The sequence below is a fragment of the Pseudomonas sp. 05N434 genome (assembly GCF_056396965.1).
Genome location: NZ_JBFTMK010000031.1, coordinates 1 through 16,622 on the forward strand (window position 1 = coordinate 1; position 16,622 = coordinate 16,622).

Below are 16,622 nucleotides of genomic sequence, written 5' to 3' on the forward strand. Positions count from 1 at the left end.
AGCTTGCTCCCGCTGGGGCGCGAAGCGGCCCCAAAACAGTCCACCCTGTTGTGTCAGGCAAACCGCGGTGGCAGGTTTTGCGACTGCTGCGCAGCCGAGCGGGAGCAAGCTCCCTCGCCACAGGGGTATGCTCAAGTCATATAAGTGCAGGCTTCGCCCCGCCAGGGTTTTTGCGTAAAATGCCGGCCTTTCGTCACACCTCACGGATTTCGCGTCATGGGCACTCTTACGGTCAACCAGAACAAACTGCAAAAGCGCCTGCGCCGCCAGGCCGGTGAGGCTGTTGCCGATTTCAACATGATTGAAGACGGCGACAAGGTCATGGTCTGCCTGTCCGGTGGCAAGGACAGCTACACCATGCTCGACGTGCTGATGCATTTGCAGAAAGTCGCCCCGATCAAGTTCGAGATCGTCGCCGTGAACATGGACCAGAAGCAGCCAGGCTTCCCCGAGCACGTGCTGCCGGCTTACCTCAAAGAACTGGGCATCGAGTACCACATCGTCGAGAAAGACACCTACTCGGTGGTCAAGGAGCTGATCCCGGAAGGCAAGACCACTTGCTCGCTGTGCTCGCGCCTGCGTCGCGGCACGCTATACACCTTTGCCGACGAAATCGGCGCGACCAAAATGGCCCTCGGTCACCATCGTGACGACATCGTCGAGACGTTCTTCCTGAACATGTTCTTCAACGGTTCGCTCAAGGCCATGCCGCCAAAGCTGCGCGCCGACGACGGGCGCAACGTGGTGATTCGCCCGCTGGCCTACTGCAACGAAAAAGACATCCAGGCCTACTCGGACCTCAAGCAATTCCCGATCATCCCGTGCAATCTCTGCGGCTCCCAGGAAAACCTGCAACGCCAGGTGGTTAAAGAGATGCTGCAGGAGTGGGAACGCAAGACCCCGGGCCGCACCGAGAGCATTTTCCGCAGCCTGCAGAACGTGATCCCGTCGCAACTGGCGGACCGCAACCTGTTCGACTTCACCAACCTGCGTATCGACGAAAGCGCCGCATCGCGGTTCGTCAACGTAGTGAACCTCTGACGGTTCAAGTCACTCAGACACACGGCGCTCGCGGGCGCCGTTTTCATTTCATCCCGTAGGAGAGGGCATGCGCGATTACAAGTGGCTGCACGAATACTGTCTGAACCGCTTCGGTTCGGCGGCTGAACTGGAAGCCCATCTGCCGGTTCCCAAGACCCCGGCGCAATTGCGCAAGATCAGCGACGACCGCTACCTCTCGACCATGGCGTTGCGGGTATTTCGTGCCGGGCTCAAGCACAGCCTGGTGGATGCCAAGTGGCCGGCGTTCGAAGAAGTGTTCTTCAAGTTCGACCCGGAAAAAGTCGTGCTGATGAGCGCCGAACATCTGGAGCGCTTGATGCAGGACGCGCGAATCATCCGCCACCTGGGCAAGCTCAAGAGTGTGCCGCGAAATGCGCAGTTCATTCTGGACGTGGCCCATGAGAAGGGTAGTTTCGGTGCGTTGATCGCCGACTGGCCGGTAACCGATATCGTCGGCTTGTGGACCTACCTGAAAAAACACGGCCATCAGTTGGGCGGGTTATCCGCACCGCGATTCTTGCGGATGGTCGGCAAGGACACCTTCGTGCCGAGCTACGACGTGGTGGCAGCGCTGAATGCACAGCAGATCATCGACAAGGTGCCGAGCAGTTTGCGCGACCTGGCCACGGTGCAGAATGCGTTCAACCAATGGCACGAAGAGAGTGGTGGACGGCCGATGAGCCAGATTTCGATGATGCTGGCGTATACCGTTAACCACTGACGAAGATGATCATTCCCACGCAGAGCGTGGGAATGATCACGGTGGGGGCCGTCAGGCGACGGAAATCTCGCCTTCCCCCGCCAACTTGCGGTTCAACTGGTACCGCCACCGCACATACAGCATCGCCGAGCAGAACACCGCCAGGCTCGCGCCCATCTCCAGCAAACCGAACAGCTGCCGGTTCGGGTCATAGGCGGCCAATGCGCCCTTGATGAAATACAGATTCACCACAAAACACATCCACGAATGCCCACGGGCACTGCCGACGATCATTCCCGGTGCCAGCAACAGCAGCGGCACCAGTTCGATCAGCAGAATCACCCACGGCCGCGCGCCATGCAGGTCGGCGAACACCAGGTAGTAGGCGCAAAGCAGCCCCGCCAGGCCGAAAAAGCACAGCAGGCTGATGACGCGCATCGCCCGTACACGCGGTTCGAGCCATTCGATGGCAGGCAACACCTTAGGCTTCTTAGCCACGATGGCTCTCCAGTTTCTGCGCAGTCTTCGCCAGGCGCAGGCCCAAGGCACGGCACAATGCGACTTCATGTTCGTTCAAACCGCTTTTGCCATCGGCCCCAGCGTGATGACTGGCGCCGTAAGGCGTGCCGCCGCCACGGGTTTCCAGCAGCGCCGATTCACTGTAAGGCAGGCCGGTGATCAACATGCCGTGGTGCAGCAACGGCAGCATCATCGACAGCAGTGTGGTTTCCTGGCCGCCGTGCAGGCTGGCGGTCGAGGTGAAGACTCCGGCCGGTTTGCCCACCAGGGCGCCGGTCAGCCACAGGTTGCTGGTGCCGTCGAGGAAGTATTTCAGCGGTGCGGCCATGTTGCCGAAGCGGGTCGGGCTGCCCAGGGCCAGGCCGGCGCAGTTCTTCAAATCGTCGAGGCTGGCGTACAGCGCGCCTTCATCGGGAATGTCCGGCGCCACGGCTTCGCATTCAGTGGAGATCGCCGGCACCGTGCGCAACCTGGCTTCAAGGCCGGCCTGCTCGACACCGCGGGCAATCTGCCGGGCCATTTCATTGGTCGAGCCGCTGCGGCTGTAATACAGCACCAGAATGTACGGCGCGCTCACGGCAGCAACTCCAGTACATTCTCCGGCGGACGGCCGATGATGGCTTTGTCGCCGACTTCGAGAATCGGCCGCTCCATGAGTTTCGGGTGTGCGGCGATGGCGGCGATCAATTGCGCTTCGCTCAAGCTGCTGTCGGCCAGGTTGAGGGTTTTGTACTCGTCCTCGCCGGTGCGCAGCAATTGCCGGGCGCTGATGCCGAGTTTGCTCAACAGGCTCTGGATTTGCGCGGCGTCCAGTGGTGTTTCCAGGTAGCGGACGACCGTTGGCGTCAGGCCACGGGCTTCGATGAGTTCGAGCGCACCGCGGGATTTCGAGCAGCGCGGGTTGTGATAAAGCGTCAGATCGGTCATGTGCGGGTCGCTTCTTGCGTAAAGTGGCGGCTATTCTAACTGTGCGGCGCGTAATCCAGAACCTTGGGAGGCGATGGGTCGCAGGTGCATTCTATTTTTGACAAGGATTGAGACATGACAAGGCGACTGGCAGCAGCATTGGCGATCATGGGGGCGTTATTGCTGGGGGGCTGTGGCAACGACTATGGCATCGACCAGAATGGTCACAAGGTCGCCGCCGAGCGTCTGGATAAACAATGGCTGGTGCTCAATTACTGGGCCGAGTGGTGCAGCCCGTGCCGGACCGAAATCCCACAGTTGAATGTGTTGGCCGAGCAGCTCCAGGGCAAGAAGATCGGCGTGTTCGGGGTCAACTTCGACAATGTGCAGGGCGAAGAGCTCAAAGGCGCCAGTGAGAAACTGGGGATCAAGTTCACCGTGCTGGCCCAGGATCCGGCCGACCTTTTCGAATTGCCGCGCAGTGAGGCGCTGCCAGTGACTTACATCATTGATAACAAGGGCAAGGTGCGGGAACAGTTGATGGGCGAGCAGACGGCGTCGGGGGTGATGGCGAAGCTTGAGGCGTTGCAGGCGACCAACTGACCGAGCACCGCCTGTGGCGAGGGAGCTTTGTGGCGAGGGGGCTTGCCCCCWCGCCACAAGTCACTTGGCTACAAACGAGGGGCAATCACCCCTCTTCAAGCCACCAACGCAATGGCTTGCCTTCGGCCGGCCAGAAGCGCATCTGGTCAATCGGTGAGACGTCCCAGCGCTGGACGTTTTCCAGCGCCTGCAGGAAGCGTTTTTCCTGCTCCATCAACGCCGGCGCGCAGAGTTTGCGGGTACTGCCGATCTTGCCGAAGCTGAGCTTTTCACCTTCCAGGGAATACGGCGCGAACCAGTGGTTGCAGCCGCCGTTACCGTAGGCCCGACCGTCGTCACCGAGCGTGATGGTCAGGTGGCTGTAGTCCATCAGCGGACGTTCGCCGATCCACTCCAGAATGTAACTGCGGTTCTGTTGCAACTTTACCGGCTCGGCGGCGCAGCCCAGCAGGCTGGCACCGACCATCGTGGTCAGAGCAAGGCGTTTCATCACGCAGGCTCCTGGCACTTCGGGCACAGGTGTTTTTCGCCGGCTGCGGTCCAGCCCAGCTCGGCAATCCGTGCGGTGGCGGCCGGTTTTTCAGCCTTGTTGCCCAGCTTGGCGTCGACCGCGAACTCGAAGCTCAGCTCTTTGGCGCAGCTGTCGCAGTTGACTTTCCAGGTGTGGATCGCCAGTTCGCCGAACACCGGACCACTGGCCACCGCGACCCATTGGCCGGGCGGGTTGATCAGGTGGCGAACCGTTTCGACGGTCAGGCGCATGGACAAGTCCTTGCTGCCTTTGAGGGTCACTACCAGCACGTCGTTATTGCGAATCGAGCCACCGTTGCCGGTGACTTGATAACGCCCCGGCACCAGGGCGCGGCATTCGGTGAGGGTGTGTTGCGGGTTCATCAGGCTGTAGCGGAAATCGTGTTCGACCATGGGTCCTCCAAATATGCGCGATATGCTAGCACGGGCATCAGCGCAGCATGGCGTGGGCATGTGACCTTCGATCAGGTTCAAATTGCCTGCTAATCCATGGCAAACTGCCACTTTTGCATCTCTAAGGAACAGAAATGGCGTTGATCGAATGTTACGAGTGCAAGCAAAGCATCAGCTCCACGGCGCCTGCTTGCATTCATTGCGGTGCGCCTGCGGCAACGGTGCAAGCGGCCACTTCGACGGCAGCGCCTGTGGAAGCACCGCTTTCTTTCGGGCGTTTGCCGAGCAATGAGAGTGTGCCTCGGGTGACCCCGGCTGCGTTCGGGCGTAAACGAAAAACCGAAATCCAGGCTGAGGTCCCGGCACCGGTGCTCAATGGACCGCGTCCGGTGGAACTCTGGCTGAAACTGATGATTTTCTTTCTGCCGCCGTTTTTTGTCTGGTTCCTGCTGCGTCGCGGGCATTCGCTGGGGCAGCGCTTGCTGGGCTTCGGCTGGCTGGGCCTGATGATCCTCTTGTCCAAGGCCTGAGCCGTTCAGCGCTCGACCTGATTGTGTGGCGAACCGGCCGCCCAGGCCGCGATGTTCTGCAAAGTTGTCGCGGCAATCGCGCCCAGGGCTTCGCGAGTGAGGAAGGCCTGGTGTGCGGTGATGATCACGTTCGGAAAGGTCAGCAGGCGCGCCAGCACATCGTCTTGCAGTGGCAGGTCGGAGCGGTCCTCGAAGAACAACTGCGCCTCCTCTTCATAGACATCGAGTCCCAGATAGCCCAATTGGCCGTTTTTCAATGCGTCGATCAGCGCCGGCGTGTCCACCAGACCGCCACGCCCGGTGTTGATCAACATCGCGCCGGGCTGCATGTGCGCCAGTGACTCGCGGTTGATCAAATGTTTGCTCTGCTCGTTGAGCGGGCAATGCAGGCTGATGATCTGAGACTCGGCCAGCAGTTGCGGCAAGCTCAGGTAGCGCGCGCCGAGGGCTTCGACCTGTGGGTTCGGATAGGGATCATAGGCCAGCAATTGGCAGCCGAAGCCGTGCATGATCTTCGCAAAGGTCGCGCCGATCTGCCCGGTGCCGACCACGCCGACGGTCTTGTTCACCAGGTCGAAACCGGTCAACCCGTGCAGGCTGAAATCGCCCTCGCGGGTACGGTTGTAGGCGCGGTGCAGACGGCGGTTGAGCGCCAGGATCAACGCCACCGCGTGTTCGGCCACGGCGTGGGGCGAGTACGCCGGGACCCGCACAACCGTCAGCCCCAGGTGCTTCGCCGCCGCGAGGTCGACATGGTTGTAACCGGCCGAGCGCAGGGCGATCAGGCGTGTGCCGCCTGCTGCCAGGCGTTCAAGCACCGGGGCGCTGAGGTCATCGTTGATGAAGGCGCAGACCACCTCGTGATGCTCGGCCAGCGCCGCCGTGTCGAGGCTCAGTCGTGCCGGCTGGAAATGCAGTTCGATGCCGGCAGGCAGGACGGCGGCGAGAAAACTCTCGCGGTCGTAGGTCTGGCTGCTGAAAAGAATCGTGCGCATGCTGTCCTCCTGGAAGTCTCAAACCCCGTAGCAGCCTTCGGCAGCTGCCATAGGGTTTAAGCTTAGCGTTCAGGCCTTCCTGCGTTATTGCGCTGCATCAGGCATTGATGCGCGCATGGGCCGCGAGGCGATTGATGGCGCGTTCGAGTTCTTCCAGCGCGACGGGGGCTTTCGGGTCCTGTTGCTTGAGCAGGGTTTCGCTGCGCTGGCAGGCGGCGCGCAGTTGCGGGACGCCGCAATAACGGGTTGCCCCGTGCAGGCGATGGACCCGCTCGATCAGGGCGTTCTGGTCGTTGGCTTCACGGGCCACGCGGATGGCCTCGCGGTCGGCTTCCAGGGAGGCCAGCAGCATGGCCAGCATGTCCGCCGCCAGATCGGCCTTGCCGGCCGCCAGGCGCAGGCCTTCTTCGTGGTCCAGCACCTGCAGTTCATGACCGCTGTTGTTATCGCTATTACGCTCCGGACCCTGATTGCGCAGCGCCAGGCCCGTCCATTTCAACACCACTTGCGCCAGTTGCCGTTCGCTGATGGGTTTGGTCAGGTAGTCGTCCATGCCGCTTTGCAGCAATGCGCGTTTTTCATTGGCCATCGCATGGGCGGTGAGGGCCACGACCGGCAGTGGCGTGCAATGCCGCTCGCTTTCCCATTGGCGAATGGCTTCGGTGCTTTGGCGCCCATCCATGCCGGGCATTTGCACGTCCATCAACACCAGATCGAAAGTCTCGTTCTGTACGGCCTTGACCGCGGCGTAACCGCTTTCTACCGCGAGCACCTTGGCGCCCATGTCTTCGAGCAGGGTTTGCACCAGCAGCAGGTTGGCCGGGTTGTCGTCCACGCAAAGGACCTTCGGCGCGCGGCTGGAAACGGGCTCGGCGGGGTCGCTGCGCTGCTGGCGCGGGTTGACCAGATCAGACAGGGCCCGACGCAGCTTGCGGGTGCAGGCGGGTTTGGACTGGAGCTGGCTGTGGGGGTTGGGCACCGAGAGATGGAACAGCGTCAGTTCGGTGGTCGGGCACAGCACCAACACTCTGCAGCCCAGGTGTTCAAGGTCCCAGATGTGCTGGTTGAGGCRCTCCGGCGGCATGTCGTTGCTGGTGATGCCGAGCACCGCCAAGCCGATTGCCTGATCGGTCTGGTGAGCGCCGGTCACGCCATTGGCCAGGCTTTCCAGGGTATTGAACGGCGTGACGCTCAGGCCGCAGTCTTCCAGTTGATGCTGCAATGCCTGACGGGCCAGTTCATGGTTTTCCAGGACAGCCACCCGCTGCCCGAGCAACGGTGGGCCGGGCAGGTCTTCGGCGTCGTCGCGGGTTTTGGGCAGGCTCAGGCTGATCCAGAATTCCGAGCCTTCGCCCGGCGTGCTGTCGACGCCGATCTCGCCGCCCATTTGTTCGATCAGCCGTTTGGAAATCACCAATCCGAGGCCGGTGCCGCCGGGTTGTCGGGAGAGCGAGTTATCGGCCTGGCTGAAGGCCTGGAACAGGGCGCGCACGTCCTGGTTCGACAGACCGATGCCGGTGTCCTGAATGCTGATGCGCAGTTGCACGCTGTCTTCATGCTCTTCTTCGAGCATCGCCCGGGCGACGATGGTGCCTTCGCGGGTGAACTTGATCGCATTGCTCACAAGGTTGGTGAGGATCTGCTTGAGTCGCAACGGATCGCCCACCAGCGACAGTGGCGTATCGCGATAAACCAGGCTCACCAGCTCAAGCTCTTTGGCGTGGGCGGCCGGGGCGAGGATGTTCAGGGTGTCTTGCAGCAGGTCGCGCAGGTTGAACGGAATATGGTCGAGCACCAGTTTGCCGGCCTCGATTTTCGAGAAATCGAGAATCTCGTTGATGATCCCCAGCAGGCTGTCGGCGGACTTTTCGATGGTGCCCAGGTAATCGAGCTGGCGCGGCGTCAGTTCGCTTTTTTGCAGCAGGTGCGTGAAGCCGAGAATGCCGTTGAGCGGCGTGCGGATTTCATGGCTCATGTTGGCCAGGAACTCGGACTTGATCCGGCTCGCCTCCAGGGCTTCCTTGCGCGCCAGGTCCAGCTCGATGTTCTGTATTTCGATGGTTTCCAGATTCTGACGCACGTCTTCGGTGGCCTGGTCGACGCTGTTTTGCAATTCTTCCTGAGCGTTCTRCAGCGTCCCGGCCATGCGGTTGATGCCGGACGCCAGTTCATCCAGTTCCTGGCTGCCGAGGGGCGGCAGGCGGGTTTCCAGGTGACCGTCCTTGAGTTGCGCCACGGCCTGTTTGATCTGGCTCAATGGCCGATTGATGGTTCGGCCCATGCGTAACGCCAGCAGCGCCGCACCGGCCAGGCCTCCGCCGATCAGCAGCAGGCTGGCGAACAGGCTGCGGTAGCCGCGCAGCAGCATGCCGTTGTGGGACAGTTCGAGTTCGACCCAGCCCAGCAGGCGGTCGGCTTCATCGGGGATCAGGTCACCAGCCAGGTTGCGGTGCTTGCCGAACACCGGCAGCAGGTAACGCGTGGCGTCATTGCCACTGCGGCGCAGCAACTGTGAACCGTTGCCCAGGGGCGCCTGATTGAGCATGGTCGGGCCGGCATGGGCCAGCGGCGTGCGGTCGGGGGCGAGGAAGGTCACCGCGCGCACGTCGGTCTGTTCCAGGGACTGGGTGGCGATGCGCTCCAGCAGCTCGTTGTCTTTGCGACCCATGGCCGGGGCCACCAACGGTGCCAGCTGTTCGGCGATCATTTCGCCGCGTTGCATGAGCTGGGCTTGCAGGTCCGATTGCTGCATCCAGGTGAAATAGCCGCCCAGGACCAACGCCATCAGGGTGGTCGGCAACAGGGTCAGTAACAGCACGCGGCCTTTAATTCCCAGTTTCTTGAGCACGCATCTCTCCTGCATCCAGCTGTTTATTGACCTGCACATGCGTCCGGCACGCGCCACCTGCGCAGTGTAGCGATTTGCATGCGGGCAATCTTCGTCAAATTGATGTCGTCATTCGTCGGTCAGTTCAATGCTTTGGTCCTGGGAGACAAACCTTGGGTTGCCCCTGGAGAGGCAATCTTGAATAATCAGCAATTGAGAATTATTTGCAGATACTCATGACTCCCATCGCGATTGGCCATCCTCGCATCCTCTCTATCGAAGACGATCCAGTGCTCGGTGCTTATGTTCATGAGCATCTGGGGCGCTGCGGTTTTCAGGTGACCTGGTGCCAGAACGGGCAGGAAGGCCTGGCGATTGCGCGCCAGCAGGCCTTCGATGTGGTGTTGATGGATATTCTGTTGCCGGGGCTCGATGGCCTGGCGGTGCTGACCCAATTGCGCCAGAGCCATTCCACGCCAGTGGTGCTGATGTCGGCGCTGGGTGCCGAGGCGGATCGCATCAGTGGTTTTCGCCTCGGGGCCGACGATTACCTGCCCAAGCCTTTCAGCATGGCCGAGTTGCGGGTGCGCATCGAAGCGATCCTGCGGCGGGTGGCGTTCGACCGTCGACCAGCGCCGATACCGACGCCCCCTGCGACGGACTGCCTGCGTTTTGACGATGAACTGGGCGAGGTCTTTTGTGGTGAACTCGCGGCCGGCCTGACCCGCAGCGAGTACCGCTTGCTGGACACGCTGAACCGCAACGACGATGAAGTGTTGAGCAAGGCGTTCCTTTATCAGCAGGTATTGCAGCGCGGTTATGCGCCCCATGACCGCAGCCTCGACATGCACATCAGTCAGATTCGCCGCAAGCTCAAGGCCATCGGTTACACCGAGCGTGAAGTGCGCACGGTTTGGGGCAAAGGGTACGTATTGAGTGCGGTCGATGAAGTGGTCTGACGCGCCGGGCCGCACGGTGCTCCTGCAACAGCAATTGCTGCGCGATCTGTCCCACGAATTGCGCACGCCGCTCAGCCGGTTGCGGGTGGCCTGTGAAAGTGAGCAGGACCTGGAGCAATTGCGCGAGCGCATTAGCCGGGAAGTCGACGGCATGCAGCGCCTGGTCGAGGATGCGCTGCAACTGGCCTGGCTCGACACCGAGCGCACGTCTTTGCCCGATGAAGCGATCCAGGTCCAGGCCTTGTGGGAAATGCTCACGGAAAACGCTTGCTATGAAAGCAGCTGGCCGGCGAGTCAGTTGCACTGTGCGGTGGATGCCTCCTGCTGGGTGCGCGGCCATCTCAATACCCTGGCCCAGGCGCTGGAAAACATTCTGCGCAATGCCATTCGTCATTCACCGCAGGGCGGTGTCGTGATGTTCGATGGCCGGCGTGATGGCGACTTTTGGCACCTGTGGCTGGAGGACGAGGGCGGTGGGGTGGCTGACGAGGATCTTGAGCGAATCTTCTCGCCGTTCATCCGGCTCGACGGTTCACGGCCGGGGGATGGTGGGTTCGGATTGGGGTTGAGCATTGCGAGGAATGCGGTGCAGCGGCAGGGCGGGCGGCTTTGGGCGGAGAATGCAGGGCGGGGCTTACGACTGAATATGCTGTTATTGGCTGATCTCCATGGCGACAATGATGACGCCCCCGCTCCCACAATTGATATGTGTCGACCACAAATTGCGTGATCAACCCCGGCCGCGAAGAGGCTTGCTGATTTTGCCGGAGCGTTCCCGTTATTTTGTACGACCTTTCTTAAAGGGTATCGCCGACACCTTAAGCCTGACTTGACGGAATAGACTCGCGTTTTTCCTCGTCCTCCAGGAGTTCGGTATGAATGCATCCAGCGTCCCCGGCAACGCACACGACGACCGTTTCAATGAAGTGCTTGCGCTGATTCAAAATGCCAAACAGCAGGCCATGCAGGCGGTGAATACCCAGTTGATCGAGCTGTATTGGCAGGTCGGTGCTTACATCAGCCGCAAGCTGGAACAGGCTGAGTGGGGCGATTCTGTGGTCAGCCAACTGGCTGAGCATCTGGCTCAGACTCAACCGGGGTTGCGCGGGTTTACCCGGTCGAACTTGTTTCGCATGCGCCAGTTCTATGAGACTTATCACGCTGAAGAGAAAGTCGCACCACTGGTGCGACAATTGTCCTGGTCGCATAACCTGATCATTTTCAGCCAGAGTAAACGGCCGGAAGAGCGGGAGTTCTACGTGCGTTTGGCAGTTCAGGAAAATGGTCGAAGCGCGAACTAGAGCGTCAGTTCAAAACCGCACTGTTTGAACGAAGCGTGACCCAACCAGCAAAAATCTCAGCAGTGCTGAGACAAGCCCACCCGGCAGCGCTTGAGATATTCCGCGACGCCTACATGCTCGAGTTTCTATTTGGAAGCGCTGGATCGCAAGGAGCGCAAACCCCACGAAAACCCGGCCATCGGTGTGTTGCTCTGCGCCAGTAAGGATGACGAAGTGGTCGAATACGCCCTTAACCGCAGCCTGTCGCCAGCGTTGATCGCTGAATACCAGGTCCAGCTTCCGGACAAACAGCTGCTGCAGGCCAAATTGCATGAGTTTTATGCATTGAATATTGCACAAGGAGAAGAGGAGTGAACTGCTTATTCCCATAAGCCATAAGCCCCTTACTTTGCGTGATATGGCCTGCGCACGTTTGCCGGTATGATAGGCGCCCCCGCAGTCCGGATTGCGAATACGCCATGACCTTGCAGTACCCAACCATCGCCGATTGCGTCGGCAACACTCCGCTGGTCCGTTTGCAGCGCCTGCCTGGCGTCACCAGCAACACGCTTTTGCTCAAGCTCGAAGGGAACAACCCGGCGGGTTCGGTCAAGGATCGTCCGGCGCTGTCGATGATCACCCGCGCCGAATTGCGCGGGCAGATCCACGTCGGCGACACGCTGATCGAAGCGACTTCGGGTAACACCGGGATTGCCCTGGCCATGGCCGCCGCGATCAAGGGTTACAAGATGATCCTGATCATGCCGGACAACTCCAGCGCCGAGCGTAAAGCCGCGATGACGGCCTATGGCGCCGAGCTGATTCTGGTCAGCCAGGAAGAAGGCATGGAAGGCGCGCGCGACCTCGCCCAGCGAATGGAAGCCGAAGGCCGTGGCAAGGTGCTCGATCAGTTCGCCAACGGTGACAACCCCGAGGCGCACTACACCACCACCGGTCCGGAAATCTGGCGTCAGACCCAGGGCACCATCACGCATTTCGTCAGCTCGATGGGCACCACCGGCACCATCATGGGTGTCTCGCGCTACCTGAAAGAACAGAACGAGAACGTGCAGATCATCGGTCTGCAACCCATGGAAGGCTCGGCAATTCCGGGCATCCGCCGCTGGCCGCAGGAATACCTGCCAAAGATTTATCAGGCTGATCGCGTGGACCGGATCGTCGACATGGCGCAAAGCGAGGCCGAGGACGTGACCCGTCGTCTGGCGCGCGAAGAAGGCATTTTCTGCGGCGTGTCTTCGGGCGGTGCCGTGGCGGCGATGCTGCGCCTGTCCAAAGAAGTTGAAAACGCGGTGATTGTCGCGATCATCTGTGACCGTGGCGACCGTTACCTGTCGACCGGCATTTTCGACGCGGCCAACTGATGGCCAAGCAAGAGAGAGGCCTGCGCTTTCAGCCCACGGGCGGCAGCAAGGCCCCGCAAGTCCCGACCGGCAAAAAGCAGCGTTTGACCATCGAGCGCCTGGTTAATGACGGTCGCGGTATCGCATTTTTTGAAGGTCGCACCTGGTTCGTCATYGGCGCCTTGGCCGGTGAAGAGGTCGAGGCGCGGGTCTTGGGTGCCCACGGTAAAGTGGTCGAGGCGCGTACCGAGCGGGTGTTCCAGGCCAGCCAATTGCGCCGCCCGGCACCGTGCGCCCATGCCGGTCGCTGCGGTGGTTGCAGCGTGCAGCATCTGCCCCACAACGAACAACTCGCCCTGAAACAGCGCATGCTCGCCGAGCAATTGTCGAGGGTTGCCGGCGTCGAACCCGAAGAGTGGGCTGCGCCATTGAGCGGTCCGGAATTCGGCTACCGGCGTCGTGCCCGGGTGGCGGTGCGTTGGGACATGAAGGCGAAAAAACTCGAAGTCGGTTTCCGCGCTGCCGGCAGCCAGGACATCGTTGCCATCAACGAGTGCCCGGTGCTGGTACAGCCCTTGCAGCCGATCATGACCTGCTTGCCGGATATGCTGCGGCGCTTGAGCAAACCTCAGGCACTGGGGCATGTGGAATTGTTCAGCGGTTCGTCATTGGCGGTATTGCTGCGGCACATGGCGCCGTTGTCCGAAGCCGATATGACGATCCTCAAGGAATTCTGCGCGCTCCATGAGGCCCAGTTGTGGCTGCATGGCGACGGCGAGCCGCAACCGGTCGACGCCGATCAGGCCCTGGGCTATCGCCTTGAACCGTGGGACTTGAATCTGGCGTATCGGCCTGGAGATTTCATCCAGGTCAACGCCGGGGTCAACGAAGCGATGATCGCTCAGGCGCTGGAATGGTTGGCGCCGAAAGCCGATGAGCGGGTTCTGGACCTGTTCTGCGGGTTGGGCAACTTTGCCTTGCCGCTGGCCAGGACCGTTCGTGAAGTGGTGGCGGTGGAAGGTGTGCAGGCCATGGTCGAGCGGGCCGCCGCGAACGCCGCTAGTAATAATTTGCATAACGCGAAATTTTTTCAGGCCGATTTATCCCAGCCTTTGGCTGATGCCGAATGGGCCAGCGAAGGCTTTTGTGCGGTACTCTTGGACCCACCTCGCGACGGTGCTTTCGAGGTGGTGCGCAAGCTTGCGTCCCTGGGTGCCGAACGATTGGTTTATGTGTCGTGCAACCCTGCAACTCTGGCGCGCGACACGGTCGAATTGATCAAGCAGGGCTACCGGTTAAAACGTGCCGGGATTCTCGATATGTTTCCTCAAACGGCGCATGTCGAGGCCATGGCGTTATTTGAAGCGAGCTAGGATGGCTCGTCTGGTCCGACTGACCGTCCGTGCCGCCACGCATCAGCCCGGCGGGGCGCCCGGACAATGAAGGTCAGCGATTTGACGCATTGAATCTGCGTCGTAGGGAAGGTAAAGCAAGATGGTACAGGTGAGAGCACACCAGCCGATCAACACTGACGGCAGTATCAATCTCGAGGCTTGGCTCGATCACGCGGTCAGTATCGATACGGCACTGGATCGCAAAGCCTTGAAAGAAGCCTGCGAGTTCGCTCGCGAGGCCGAACAACAAGCCAATGCGGCGAAAAACCTGTGGTCCGAAGGGACCTCGAGTTTCCGCACCGGCCTTGAGATCGCCGAGATTCTCGCCGACCTCAAACTCGATCAGGATTCGTTGGTCGCGGCAGTCTTGTACCGCGGCGTGCGCGAAGGCCAGATCCAGTTGCCGGCGGTCAGCCAGCGCTTCGGCCCGGTGGTCGCCAAACTGATTGACGGCGTGCAACGCATGGCGGCGATCAGCGACAGTCTGAGTCCGCGTAAATCCATGGTGATGGGCACCCAAGGCCAGGTGGAAAACCTGCGCAAGATGCTCGTGGCCATGGTCGACGACGTGCGCGTCGCGCTGATCAAACTGGCCGAGCGCACCTGTGCGATCCGTGCGGTAAAAACCGCCGATGACGAGAAGCGTAACCGCGTCGCCCGTGAAGTCTTCGACATCTACGCGCCGCTGGCTCACCGCCTCGGTATCGGTCATATCAAGTGGGAGCTGGAGGACTTGTCCTTCCGTTACCTTGAGCCCGACCAGTACAAGCAGATCGCCAAGTTGCTCCATGAGCGACGGCTGGATCGCGAGCGCTTCATCAGCGATGTGATGACCCAGCTCAAGAACGAGTTGCAGGCCACCGGCGTCGAGGCTGACATCAGCGGCCGGGCCAAACACATCTATTCGATCTGGCGCAAAATGCAGCGCAAGGGTCTGGAGTTCAGCCAGATCTACGACGTGCGCGCCGTTCGCGTGCTGGTGCCGGAAATGCGCGACTGCTACACCGCGCTCGGCATCGTCCACACCCTGTGGCGGCACATCCCGAAAGAGTTCGACGACTACATCGCCAACCCGAAAGAGAACGGCTACCGCTCGCTGCACACCGCGGTGATCGGCCCTGAAGGCAAGGTGCTGGAAGTGCAGATCCGCACCCACGCCATGCACGAAGAAGCCGAGCTGGGGGTTTGCGCGCACTGGCGATACAAGGGCACCGACGTCAAGTCCGGCTCGAACCACTACGAAGAGAAAATCTCCTGGCTGCGTCAGGTTCTCGAGTGGCACGAAGAGCTGGGCGATATCGGCGGCCTTGCCGAACAGCTGCGGGTCGATATCGAGCCGGACCGGGTTTATATCTTCACTCCCGACGGTCATGCCATCGACTTGCCGAAGGGCGCGACACCGCTGGACTTCGCTTACCGCGTGCACACCGAAATCGGTCACAACTGCCGCGGCGCCAAGATCAACGGGCGCATCGTGCCGCTCAACTACAGCCTGCAAACCGGTGAACAGGTCGAGATCATCACCAGCAAGCACGGCACTCCGAGCCGCGACTGGCTGAACCCGAACCTGGGCTACATCACCACGTCACGGGCGYGGGCGAAGATTGTTCACTGGTTCAAGCTGCAAGCCCGCGATCAGAACGTTGCGGCCGGTAAAACCTTGATCGAGCGCGAACTCAATCGCCTCGGCCTGCCGCAGGTGGATTTCGACAAGTTGGCCGAAAAGGCCAACATGAAGACCGCCGAGGACATGTTCGCTGCGTTGGGCGCAGGCGATTTGCGCCTGGCGCAACTGGTGAACCTGGCGCAGCAACTGGTCGAGCCGGAACGCGGCAACGAACAGCTGGAGTTGATCCCGCGCAAAGCCACCGGCTATAAACCGGGCAAGCGCGGCGATATCCAGATCCAGGGCGTCGGCAACCTGATGMMCCAKATSGCCSGCTGCTGCCAGCCGTTGCCGGGGGACGCCATCGTCGGTTACATCACCCAGGGCCGTGGCGTGAGCATCCACCGTCAGGACTGCGCCTCGGTGCTGCAACTGGCCGGGCGCGAGCCGGAGCGGATCATCCAGGTCAGCTGGGGGCCGGTGCCGGTGCTCACCTATCCGGTGGACATCATCATTCGCGCTTACGACCGTTCCGGTCTGCTGCGTGACGTGTCGCAGGTGCTGCTCAACGAGCGGATCAACGTGCTGGCGGTCAACACCCGCTCGAACAAAGAGGACAACACTGCGTTGATGTCCCTGACCATCGAGATTCCGGGGCTGGATGCGCTGGGGCGGTTGCTGGGGCGGATCTCCCAGTTGCCGAACATCATCGAAACCCGCCGTAACCGCACACCGTAAGGCGTTCACTTTTTTGTGGCCGCCAAGCTTTTGTGGGGCTGGCTTGTCGGATCGCGGCGGTGCGGCGATCCGACAAGTCAGGTTCCCACAGGTTCTCGCAGAGATTGATTGATGTATTCACTTGAAGACCTGCTGCACCTGATGAACCGTCTGCGCGACCCGCAGTACGGCTGCCCGTGGGACATCAAGCAAACCTACGCCACCATCGTCCCGCACAC

15 protein-coding genes and 3 pseudogenes are annotated in these 16,622 nt (G+C 60.9%); 11 read left to right on the forward strand and 7 right to left on the reverse strand.

Annotated elements, in window-relative coordinates; genetic code table 11:
* The first annotated feature begins 216 nt into the window (after positions 1 to 216).
* Positions 217 to 1,041, forward strand: coding sequence for a tRNA 2-thiocytidine(32) synthetase TtcA (ttcA, locus tag AC1DLB_RS03790; RefSeq protein WP_007937538.1), 825 nt, complete (start codon positions 217 to 219; stop codon positions 1,039 to 1,041).
* A gap of 67 nt (positions 1,042 to 1,108) precedes the next feature.
* Positions 1,109 to 1,783, forward strand: coding sequence for a DNA-3-methyladenine glycosylase I (locus AC1DLB_RS03795; RefSeq protein ID WP_007937540.1), 675 nt, complete (start codon positions 1,109 to 1,111; stop codon positions 1,781 to 1,783).
* Between the two features lie 51 nt (positions 1,784 to 1,834).
* On the opposite strand, the gene AC1DLB_RS03800 is transcribed toward AC1DLB_RS03795, so the two are convergent.
* Genes AC1DLB_RS03800 through arsC form a run of 3 tightly spaced genes read right to left on the reverse strand, consistent with a single transcriptional unit; the run spans position 1,835 to position 3,208 of the window.
* A complete protein-coding gene (locus AC1DLB_RS03800) occupies positions 1,835 to 2,260 on the reverse strand; it encodes a DUF2069 domain-containing protein (protein WP_064616505.1) in 426 nt (141 codons plus the stop codon).
* Positions 2,253 to 2,858 (reverse strand): NAD(P)H:quinone oxidoreductase, encoded by a 606-nt coding sequence (gene wrbA / locus AC1DLB_RS03805; protein ID WP_018926302.1) that lies wholly within the window; start codon positions 2,856 to 2,858, stop codon positions 2,253 to 2,255. The genes AC1DLB_RS03800 and wrbA overlap by 8 nt, the downstream gene beginning before the upstream one ends.
* Entirely contained in the window at positions 2,855 to 3,208 is a 354-nt protein-coding gene (gene arsC, locus AC1DLB_RS03810) for an arsenate reductase (glutaredoxin) (protein ID WP_018926301.1), read from the reverse strand. The genes wrbA and arsC overlap by 4 nt, the downstream gene beginning before the upstream one ends.
* Before the next feature lie 114 nt (positions 3,209 to 3,322).
* On the opposite strand from arsC, the gene AC1DLB_RS03815 reads away from it, so the two are divergent.
* On the forward strand, positions 3,323 to 3,790 hold the full coding sequence (locus AC1DLB_RS03815; protein WP_477743503.1) for a TlpA family protein disulfide reductase: 468 nt from the start codon (positions 3,323 to 3,325) through the stop codon (positions 3,788 to 3,790).
* A gap of 85 nt (positions 3,791 to 3,875) precedes the next feature.
* On the opposite strand, the gene AC1DLB_RS03820 is transcribed toward AC1DLB_RS03815, so the two are convergent.
* On the reverse strand, positions 3,876 to 4,280 hold the full coding sequence (locus tag AC1DLB_RS03820) for an META domain-containing protein (protein WP_007937547.1): 405 nt from the start codon (positions 4,278 to 4,280) through the stop codon (positions 3,876 to 3,878).
* Positions 4,280 to 4,714, reverse strand: coding sequence for a hypothetical protein (locus AC1DLB_RS03825; RefSeq protein ID WP_018926299.1), 435 nt, complete (start codon positions 4,712 to 4,714; stop codon positions 4,280 to 4,282). Before AC1DLB_RS03825 ends, AC1DLB_RS03820 begins: the two co-directional genes overlap by 1 nt.
* Before the next feature lie 134 nt (positions 4,715 to 4,848).
* Here AC1DLB_RS03825 and AC1DLB_RS03830 point away from each other — a divergent pair, with 134 nt between their 5' ends.
* The gene (locus AC1DLB_RS03830) at positions 4,849 to 5,244 is read left to right on the forward strand and encodes a hypothetical protein (protein WP_477743502.1); all 396 of its coding nucleotides are present in this window, start codon (positions 4,849 to 4,851) and stop codon (positions 5,242 to 5,244) included.
* A gap of 5 nt (positions 5,245 to 5,249) precedes the next feature.
* Here the strand turns inward: AC1DLB_RS03830 and AC1DLB_RS03835 are convergent, their stop codons facing one another.
* Together AC1DLB_RS03835 and AC1DLB_RS03840 are read right to left on the reverse strand one after the other, a co-directional pair.
* On the reverse strand, positions 5,250 to 6,239 hold the full coding sequence (locus tag AC1DLB_RS03835) for a 2-hydroxyacid dehydrogenase (protein WP_477743501.1): 990 nt from the start codon (positions 6,237 to 6,239) through the stop codon (positions 5,250 to 5,252).
* Positions 6,240 to 6,336: 97 nt separating this feature from the next.
* The gene (locus tag AC1DLB_RS03840; RefSeq protein WP_477784620.1) at positions 6,337 to 9,087 is read right to left on the reverse strand and encodes a response regulator; all 2,751 of its coding nucleotides are present in this window, start codon (positions 9,085 to 9,087) and stop codon (positions 6,337 to 6,339) included.
* 215 nt (positions 9,088 to 9,302) lie between these two features.
* On the opposite strand from AC1DLB_RS03840, the gene AC1DLB_RS03845 reads away from it, so the two are divergent.
* The 7 genes and pseudogenes from AC1DLB_RS03845 to AC1DLB_RS03875 form a co-directional block, all read left to right on the forward strand.
* Positions 9,303 to 10,025 (forward strand): response regulator transcription factor, encoded by a 723-nt coding sequence (locus AC1DLB_RS03845; protein WP_018926295.1) that lies wholly within the window; start codon positions 9,303 to 9,305, stop codon positions 10,023 to 10,025.
* 13 nt (positions 10,026 to 10,038) lie between these two features.
* Positions 10,039 to 10,755, forward strand: a pseudogene (locus tag AC1DLB_RS03850) (sensor histidine kinase); the annotation flags it as partial.
* A gap of 145 nt (positions 10,756 to 10,900) precedes the next feature.
* A pseudogene (locus tag AC1DLB_RS03855) lies at positions 10,901 to 11,680 on the forward strand (PDDEXK nuclease domain-containing protein).
* Positions 11,681 to 11,784: 104 nt separating this feature from the next.
* Positions 11,785 to 12,687: a cysteine synthase CysM gene (gene cysM / locus AC1DLB_RS03860; protein ID WP_477743499.1), complete on the forward strand. Its 903-nt coding sequence runs from the start codon at positions 11,785 to 11,787 to the stop codon at positions 12,685 to 12,687.
* Positions 12,687 to 14,039, forward strand: a complete 1,353-nt coding sequence (rlmD, locus tag AC1DLB_RS03865) for a 23S rRNA (uracil(1939)-C(5))-methyltransferase RlmD (protein WP_477743498.1) — start codon at positions 12,687 to 12,689, stop codon at positions 14,037 to 14,039. The genes cysM and rlmD overlap by 1 nt, the downstream gene beginning before the upstream one ends.
* A 121-nt stretch (positions 14,040 to 14,160) precedes the next feature.
* Positions 14,161 to 16,404: a GTP diphosphokinase gene (gene relA, locus AC1DLB_RS03870; RefSeq protein WP_477784621.1), complete on the forward strand. Its 2,244-nt coding sequence runs from the start codon at positions 14,161 to 14,163 to the stop codon at positions 16,402 to 16,404.
* Between the two features lie 111 nt (positions 16,405 to 16,515).
* Positions 16,516 to 16,622, forward strand: a pseudogene (locus AC1DLB_RS03875) (nucleoside triphosphate pyrophosphohydrolase); the annotation flags it as partial.